5 protein-coding genes are annotated in these 8,358 nt (G+C 73.9%); 1 reads left to right on the forward strand and 4 read right to left on the reverse strand.

All coding sequences use genetic code 11. The annotated features are described in order from the left end of the window. Positions 1 to 21: 21 nt before the first annotated feature. The gene (locus ACTWP8_RS02265; protein WP_443320424.1) at positions 22 to 1,368 is read right to left on the reverse strand and encodes a tetratricopeptide repeat protein; all 1,347 of its coding nucleotides are present in this window, start codon (positions 1,366 to 1,368) and stop codon (positions 22 to 24) included. 384 nt (positions 1,369 to 1,752) lie between these two features. Here ACTWP8_RS02265 and ACTWP8_RS02270 point away from each other — a divergent pair, with 384 nt between their 5' ends. After that, on the forward strand, positions 1,753 to 2,979 hold the full coding sequence (locus ACTWP8_RS02270) for an alpha/beta hydrolase family protein (protein ID WP_443320425.1): 1,227 nt from the start codon (positions 1,753 to 1,755) through the stop codon (positions 2,977 to 2,979). A gap of 95 nt (positions 2,980 to 3,074) precedes the next feature. On the opposite strand, the gene ACTWP8_RS02275 is transcribed toward ACTWP8_RS02270, so the two are convergent. From ACTWP8_RS02275 to ACTWP8_RS02285, 3 genes are all read right to left on the reverse strand, one after another. Beyond that, positions 3,075 to 6,350, reverse strand: a complete 3,276-nt coding sequence (locus tag ACTWP8_RS02275; RefSeq protein ID WP_443320426.1) for a S41 family peptidase — start codon at positions 6,348 to 6,350, stop codon at positions 3,075 to 3,077. A 73-nt stretch (positions 6,351 to 6,423) separates the two neighbouring features. Next, positions 6,424 to 7,173 (reverse strand): 16S rRNA (uracil(1498)-N(3))-methyltransferase, encoded by a 750-nt coding sequence (locus ACTWP8_RS02280; RefSeq protein ID WP_443320427.1) that lies wholly within the window; start codon positions 7,171 to 7,173, stop codon positions 6,424 to 6,426. Then, on the reverse strand, positions 7,170 to 8,249 hold the full coding sequence (locus ACTWP8_RS02285) for a nitronate monooxygenase (protein WP_443320428.1): 1,080 nt from the start codon (positions 8,247 to 8,249) through the stop codon (positions 7,170 to 7,172). The genes ACTWP8_RS02280 and ACTWP8_RS02285 overlap by 4 nt, the downstream gene beginning before the upstream one ends. Between the last annotated feature and the right edge of the window lie 109 nt (positions 8,250 to 8,358).

Below are 8,358 nucleotides of genomic sequence, written 5' to 3' on the forward strand. Positions count from 1 at the left end.
GCACGGCTGCTGTCACGGACGTCACAGCTTCCTCTTGCGCTTGAGATACGCGAGCAGGTCGTCGTACGTGCCGCCCTCGTTGCCGAACATCGCGACATTGCGGGCCGCGGCGAACCACGCGTCCGTGGACGGCCGCAGCTGCTTGGCCGCCTCCATCAGGTCCGGCATGCCGATCATCCGGGGCTCGCCGGTGCGGACGGAGTCGAGCAGCGCCTTCTCGGACGCGGTCTCGCAGAGGTGGGCCAGGTCCGCGCCGGAGAATCCGTCGGTACGGCGCACCAGCTTGCCGAGCTCGATGCCCGCGACGGGGCGGTCGCGCAGGTGGTAGCGGAGGATCGCCTCGCGGGCGGGCTCGTCGGGGGGCAGGACGAGCAGCGTGCGGTCGAAGCGGCCGGGGCGGCGCAGGGCCGTGTCCACGTCCCAGGGGTGGTTGGTGGCGGCGAGCACGAACACGCCCTCGTTGTCGCCGTTCACTCCGTCCAGCTCGGTCAGGAGCTGGTTGACGGTGTTGCGCAGCCCGCTGTGGTGCATACGGCTGCGCTTGGCGCCGAGAGCGTCGATCTCGTCGAGGAAGAGGACGCAGGGGGCGGAGGTGCGGGCGGTCTCGAAGACGTCGTGGAGGTTGCGCTCGGAGGCGCCGATCCACATGTCGAGGACATCGCTGAGCGACACGGACAGGAACTGCGCGCCGAGTTCGCCCGCGACGGCGCGCGCGATGAACGTCTTGCCGCAGCCCGGCGGGCCGTAGAGGAGCAGGCCGCCGCGCAGGCTCTTGCCGTAGAGCCTGCGCAGCTCGGGGTTGCGCATGGGGGCGAGGAAGGCCGCCTCCAGGCGCTCCTTCACCTCGTGCATGCCGCCGACGTCGGCCAGGCGTACGGCGCCGGCGGCTTCGACGTCCCAGGTGGAGGCGCCGCCGGGGTCGGCGGGGCCGTCGGCGGCGAGGGGCGGTTGAAGGCGCTCTTCCTTACGGCCGCCCTCACCGCCGCCCGCACCGCCGCCCTCGCTGTCGTCCGACGACGGGACGAAGCGCGGCGGTACGACATCCCCGACCTCGCGCTCGGCCGCCTGCCAGTCGAACCCGCCGTCTGAGGCAGGGGCTTGGGGCGCGGGCGCTTGCGGCGCGGGAGCCTGTGCCGCGCCGCCGTCCGGGGCGGGCGGCGGGCTGCCGCCCATGGCCCGTGCCATCAGAGCCCGCGCCTGCGCGTCGCCGGGCGAGCGCTGCAGCGCCGCCGCGATCTCGGCCACGGCCTCGTCACCGTGCCCGGCGTCGAGCAGCAGCCCAGCGAGGTGCAGGCGCAGCGGTACGTCTTCCGGCGCGGCCTCAACGGCGGCGCGCAGACTGCGGATGAGCGGTGTCTCCTCGGACATGCCCCCACCCTACGAACCGCCTGCGGCGCGCAGCACGGGAGGTACGCCTCCTTGTCCCAGCCCGTCGGCCCAGCCGGAGAGCACCCTCTCAGCCCCCCTGCCGCACCCGAAGGCTCGCGGATGGTGAAGCGGACCGGTCCATTCGGAGCATGGCGCGAGTGGCGCCTCAGGGAAGGACATCCGGCCTTTTACGTTGCCAGGATGACCCACGCTTCCACACCTTCCGGACACGACCTGACCAGGCGTGTTGCCCTCAGAGGACTCGTCGCTGGAGCAGGTGCGGCCACCGTCTCCGCGGCGGCAGGCGACACGGCGTTCGCTGCCCCTCCCACCCCGAAGCCCACGTCTCCGGCCGAGCCCGCCGATACCCCGACCCCCGGGGCCATGCAGCTCTTCACCGACCCCGGGTTCAACTTCTCGGCACTCCTGGCGCTCGGCGCCGCGGGGTACGGCGCCTCGGAGGTCGGCGAGGTGCTCACCGCCGTCAACTCCATCAATGGGGCCGGGCTGAGCAACCAGTCCTACACCAAGACCTTCCTCGACTGGGGCGACCGGCTGGCCGCGAGCGCGGCCGCAGCCGGCAAGAAGGGCCGGACGCAGACCCAGCGGGCCGAGGCGCTCCGGGCGTCCCAGTATTACGCGCAGGCTCTGTTCTACGTCCTCGGCAGCGACGATCCGGGCGCCGAGGAGAACGTCTACTGGGCGGCCCGCGAACAGTGGGACCTCTTCGCCCGGCTCTGCGACCCGGCCGCCGAGCAGACCACCCTCAACTGGGGCAAGGCGAAGATGCCGGTCTGGTTCTTCCGCCCCGACGACTCCGGTGCCCGCCGCCCCACGGTCATCCTCACCAATGGCAGCGACGGCGAGAACGTCGACATGTGGACCTACGGCGTGTTCGCCGCCCTGGAGCGCGGCTGGAACGCTCTGGTCTACGACGGACCGGGACAGGGCCAGATGATCTACGTCAACGAGATCCCGTTCACCAGCCGCTGGGACCACGTGGTGACCCCGCTGGTCAACTGGCTCCACCGGCGCAGCGACGTCGACCACGACCGCATCGCGCTCACCGGGCTGAGCATGGGCGGGAATCTCGCTCCGCGGGCTGCCGCCTCCGAGCACCGCATCGCCGCGCTGGCCGCCATGCCCGGCTGCGTCTCACCGTGGCTGGGCTTCCCGCCCGAGATCCGGGACATCCTCCAGGACACCAAGGAGGAGACCAACCGGGTCTGGAACGAGGAGATCGTGCCGACGCTCACCCCCGAGTTCCGCTTCCTCCTGGAGAAGCGCTTCGAGCCGTTCGACCCGGCCGTGATGCGCGCCGCCCGCGAGGGCCGCATCTTCACCGACTTCTGGACGCCCGCCCAGGCCGTCATCGCGCTCGACATCGCCAAGGTCGTGCCGCAGATCACGTGCCCGACGCTGGTCCTGGACTACGACGCCGAGCAGTTCTATCCGGGCCAGCCGAAGGCCCTCTACGACCTGCTCCGCTCGCCGAAGAAGTACATCAAGCTCACCGCCGCGCAGGGCGCTCAGCTCCACTGCTCGCCCATGGCGCCGCAGACGCACTGCGAGACCGTCTTCGACTGGCTCGACCGCACCCTGCGGGTCTGACAGCGCCTGGCCGGGCGGGGCCGACAACCGGCCCCGTGCCCGCCCCCAACTGCACCCAGCCGTATGGCCGGTGGCCGTGCGTGCCGTGCGAGCGGTCAGGGCGAAGCCGGGAGGTCCGGGGGGGACTTCGCCGGGTTTTCCGACAGGGCCGCCAAGGCGATGCGGATCGCCTCGTCGAGTTGGGGGTCGCGGCCGGCCGCCCAGTCCTGAGGCGCGTGGACGACCTCCACGTCCGGGTCGACCCCGTGGTTCTCCACGCCCCACCCGTAACCCTCAAGCCAGAACGCGTACTTCGGCTGGGTCACCACCGTGCCGTCGACCAGCCCGTACCGGTGGTCGATCCCGATCACCCCGCCCCACGTCCGCGTGCCGACCACCGGACCGATCCCCAGTGCCTTGATCGCCGCGTTGACGATGTCCCCGTCCGACCCCGAGAACTCGTTCGCGACGGCGACGACCGGCCCGCGCGGCGCGTCCTGCGGATAGCTCATCGGCTGCAGCCCGCGCGGCAGGTCCCAGCCGACGATCCGGCGTGCCAGCTTCTCGACGACCAGCTGGGAGGTATGCCCGCCGCGGTTCTCGCGGACGTCCACGACCAGGCCTTCGCGGGCGACTTCGACGCGCAGGTCGCGGTGGATCTGGGCCCAGCCCGGCGCCTGCATGTCGGGGACGTGCAGATAGCCGAGCCGCCCCCCGGACCGTTCATGCACGTACGCGCGCCGGTCCGCGACCCACGCGTGGTAGCGCAGCGGCTCCTCGTCCGCGATCGGCACGACGACCGCGTGCCGCGGGTCGCCGCCCCCGGCCGGGGCGATCGTCAGCTCGACGGGCTTGCCGGCCGCGCCGACCAGCAGCGGGCCAGGACCGGTGACCGGGTCCACCCGGTGCCCGTCGACCGCGACGATCGCATCCCCGGCCCGTACGGCCACGCCGGGCGCGGCGAGCGGGGAGCGGGCGTGCGGGTCGGAGCTCTCCGACGGCAGGATCCGCTCGATGCGCCACACCCCGTCGTCGTCACGGGCGAGGTCCGCGCCGAGCAGCCCCTGCCGGTGGGCCGGGTCGCCGTACCCGCCGGGCGGGGTGGCGTACGCGTGGGAGGTGCCGAGCTCGCCCTGGACCTCCCACAGCAGGTCCACCAGGTCATCGTGGGTCGCGGCGCGGGCGAGCGCCGGCCGGTAGCGGTCGAGGACCGCGTCCCAGTCGACCCCTCCCAGGTCCGGCCGCCAGAAGTTGTCGCGCATGAGGCGCCCGGCCTCGTCGTACATCTGCCGCCACTCGGCGGCCGGTTCGACGGTCAGCCGGATCCGCGACAGGTCGACGGTGAGGCTGTCCCCGCCGTCCTCGTCGTCGCCCGCCGAGGACGGCTTGCCGTCGGCGGGTACGACCCGCAGCTTGCCGCCGGTGAGGAGCAGCAGCCGCCTGCCGTCGCCGCTGACGGCGAAGTCGTCGGCGTCCCCGGTGAGTTCTTCTACGCGCCGCTGGGCGAGGTCGTAGCGCAGGAGTGCGGTGGTGGGCCCGTCGTCCTCCGGGGTGGCCAGGGCCGACCCGAGGACGCCGCGCAGCGGGTGGCGCAGCCACAGCACGCCGTCCTCGGCGGCGCGCAGCGTCGAGTAGCGGGCGGCCTCGACCGGGAAGGGCACGATGCGGTCGGCGAGCCCGTCGAGGTCGATACGGGTGGCGGGCGGCGCCTGGTCCTGGTCCTCCCGGTGGTCGCCGCCACCGCCCTCGTCCGCCTTGTCGTCCCCGAAGGTGCGGCCGTGCCGCTGCGGGCCGAACGGCGAGGGCGTGGCGGCGGCGAGCGTGATGAGGTGCGGGCGGCAGGCGCCGACGAACGCCAGGTCGAAGACGTGCGCGTCGTAGACCGGGTCGAAGGCCCGCTCGGAGAGGAAGGCGAGGTGCTTGCCGTCGGCGGTGAAGGCGGGCGAGAAGTCGTTGAAGCGCAGCGGCGTCGCGTCGGCGACGGACAGGTCGGCGGCATTGGCGATCTTCAGCTGGCGCAAGGGTCCCGGGCCCGGGTGGGACCAGGCGAGCCAGCCGGAGTCGGGCGAGAACACGAGGCCGTCGGCGTCGCCGTACGCGCTGCGCACGACCTCGCGGACCTCCCCGGACTCCCGCTCGACGATCAGCACGCGGCCGTCGTGGGAGGCGACGGCGGCGCGGCTGCCGTCGGGGGCCATGGCGAGGTCGAGGACCCGGCCGAGCTGCCCGGCGCCGAGGCGGCGCGGGGCCGCGCCGGGAGCCGCACCGCAGGCCGGGGCGAACTCGAGGGCGTCCTCGCCCTCCGCGTCCGTGACCCACACGACGTGCTCGTCGCCGCCCGGTCCGGCCCGGAAGACGCGCGGCAGCCGCCCGCGTACGCCCGGTGTCGCGGCGAGCGCGCGGGCCGGGCCCTCCCGGTGGGTGACCCAGTGGATGCTGCCGCGCACCTCGACCGCGCTGCCCCGGCCGGTCCGGTCCGGCCGGGCCTCGCCGAGATACGCGGAGGCCCGCACCGGGTGCGGCTGGAGGTCGCTGCGCTGGCCGCCGAGGCGGACGTCGAGGCGGCGCGGCTCCGCGCTCTCCAGGTCGTCCAGCAGCCACAGTTCGCCCGCCGAGGAGTACGTGACGCGGGTCCCGTCGGTGGCCGCGTGGCGGGCGTAAAAGCCGTCGAGTGCGGTGTGACGTCGCAGGTCGGAGCCGTCGGGGAGGGAGGAGTAGAGCGCGCCGGTGCTCTCGTGGTCGGAGAGGAACGCGATCCGGTCCCCCACCCACAGCGGGCACTCGATGTTCCCGTCGAGCTCTGCGTGCAGCCGCCCGAACTCCCCGCTCCCGTCGCGGTCGAGCCACAGCTTGCCCGCCGTGCCGCCGCGGTAGCGCTTCCAGGCCGCGGCCTCGCGGCCCATGGTCGCCGAGAGCAGCAACACGCCCCCGCGGGCCCCGCCCGGGCCGTACGCCACGGCGCCGACCGGACCGTACGGGAGCGTGCGCGCCGGGCCGCCGTCCAGCGGGACGGCCCGCGCCCAGGTGCGGCGCACGGACGCCTGCTCGTACGTGCTGATCGCCAGCACCTCGCCGCCGGGGGTCCAGCCGCGGACCGCGGTCTTCCAGCTGCCCCAGTAGGTGAGCCGCGTGGAGCTGCCGCCGTCCACGGGCGCGATGTGCACCTCGGGCGCGCCGTCGCGGGTGGAGGTCCAGGCGATGTGCTCACCATCCGGGGAGATGCGCGGGTACGAGACGGGCATGTTGTCGGCGCTGACCCGCCAGGCGCGGCCCCCGTCGATGGGGGCGGCCCATACGTCGTCCTCGGCGGTAAAGGTGATCAACTCGCCGTGCAGATGCGGGTGGCGGAGATACGAGGGCTGCGGCGAAGAAGGCGTCGAAGGCTGGGTCACCCCGCCACACTAATCACGCGCTGCGGACCCGACCAGCACTTTCCGTGACTTGCGATCAGTGGGCAGGGTACGGTCAGGACCAGCGGCCCGTACGGCCCAGCAGCAGGGCCGTCGCCGCTGTGCCCGCGGTGGAGGTGCGCAGCACGCTCGGGCCCAGCCGGTACGGCTTCGCTCCCGCTTCCCCGAACGCCGCAAGCTCCTCCGGGGAGACGCCTCCCTCGGGGCCGACGACCAGCGCGATGTCCCCCACGGCGGGGAGTTCCGCGGTGGCCAGCGGCTCGCTGCCCTCCTCGTGGAGCACGGCCGCGAACGCCGCCCCCGCCAGCAGCCCGGCGACCTGACGCGTCGTCATCGGCTCGGTCACCTCGGGGAAGCGGAGGCGGCGGGACTGCTTGCCCGCCTCGCGGGCAGTGGCCCGCCACTTGCCCAGCGACTTCAGGCCGCGCTCGCCCTTCCACTGCGTGACGCAGCGCGCCGCCGCCCACGGGACGATCGCGTCGGCACCGGTCTCCGTCATGGTCTCGACGGCGAGTTCGCCCCTGTCCCCCTTGGGCAGTGCCTGGACGACGATGATCCGGGGCCTCGGCTCGGCCTCCGTACGGAACTCGGAGACCGCGACCTCCAGCCGGTCCTTGCCCTCGACGGCGGCCACCGTGCCGTACGCCCCGCTGCCCGCGCCGTCCGTCAGCACGATCTCCTCGCCGATGCGCAGCCGCCGTACGGACACCGCGTGGCGGCCCTCGGGGCCGTCGAGCGTGATGGCCCTCGTGCCGTCCCCGAGCCGGAGCCGGTCGCGGTCGACCAGGAAGACCGGAGCCGTCACGTGGCGGCTCCGAGCGTCAACGTCGCCCGCGCGGCCTCCAGTTCGGCGATCAGCACCTCGACCAGCTGCCCGGCCGGCAGCTGGCGCGCCAGCTTGTGGCCCTGGCCCGCCCACAGCGCCATGCCCTGCGGGTCGCCCGCCGTGGCCGCGGCCTTGCGCAGCCCGGCGGTCAGGTAGTGGATCTGCGGGTAGGCGGCCGGCGCGTACGGGCCGTGCTCGCGGATGAAGCGGTTGACCAGGCCGCGCGCCGGGCGTCCCGAGAAGGCGCGGGTGAGCTGGGTACCGGTGAACAGCGGGTCCGTCATCGCCCGCTTGTGCAGCGCGTTCGCGCCCGACTCGGTGGTGACGAGGAAGGCCGTGCCGAGCTGGACCGCGGCGGCGCCCGCGGCCAGGGCGCCCGCGATCTGTCCGCCGCGCATCAGCCCGCCGGCCGCCACGATCGGCAGCTGTACGGCCTCGCGGACCTGCGCGATGAGCGTCAGCAGGCCGACGCCGGAGGCGGTGCCGTCGGCCTGCGGGTCGTCGTGGTGGGTGCCCTGGTGGCCGCCCGCCTCGATGCCCTGGACGCAGACGGCGTCGGCGCCCGACCACTGGGCGGCCTGCGCCTCGGCGACGCTGGTGACGGTGACGACCGTGAGCGTGCCGGTCTTGCCGAAGGCGTCGAGGACGGCGCGCGAGGGGCAGCCGAAGGTGAAGGAGACGACCGGGACGGGGTCGTCGAGCAGGATCGCGAGCTTGGCCTCGTACGCGTCGTCCGCCGACCCGTCGGTGTCGCCGAGCGGCGTCTCGTACCAGGCGGCCTCGCCCGCGAGCTGCTCGCGGTAGACCTCGACGGCGGACGGGTCGGCGACGCAGGGCTGCGGCATGAAGAGGTTCACGCCGAAGGGGCGCTGGGTGAGCCCGCGGAGCCGCTTGATCTCCTGGTACATGGCCTCCGGCGTCTTGTACCCGGCAGCCAGGAAGCCGAGGCCGCCCGCGTCGCACACGGCGGCGGCGAGCTCGGGGCATGAGGCGCCGCCGGCCATGGGGGCCTGCACGATGGGGTGCGGCGACAGGTCGGAGAACACGGAGGGCATGTCCACATGGTGTCACGCGGTGACGTCCTGCGGCTGAGCGGGCCCTGCCGCCGTGGTGTGGGCATTCGTTCCGGGGGGCGATGGGGAGACCCCCATCGCCCCCCGGAAC

The organism is Streptomyces sp. 7N604, assembly GCF_052245475.1.
Classification (GTDB): Bacteria; Actinomycetota; Actinomycetes; order Streptomycetales; family Streptomycetaceae; genus Streptomyces.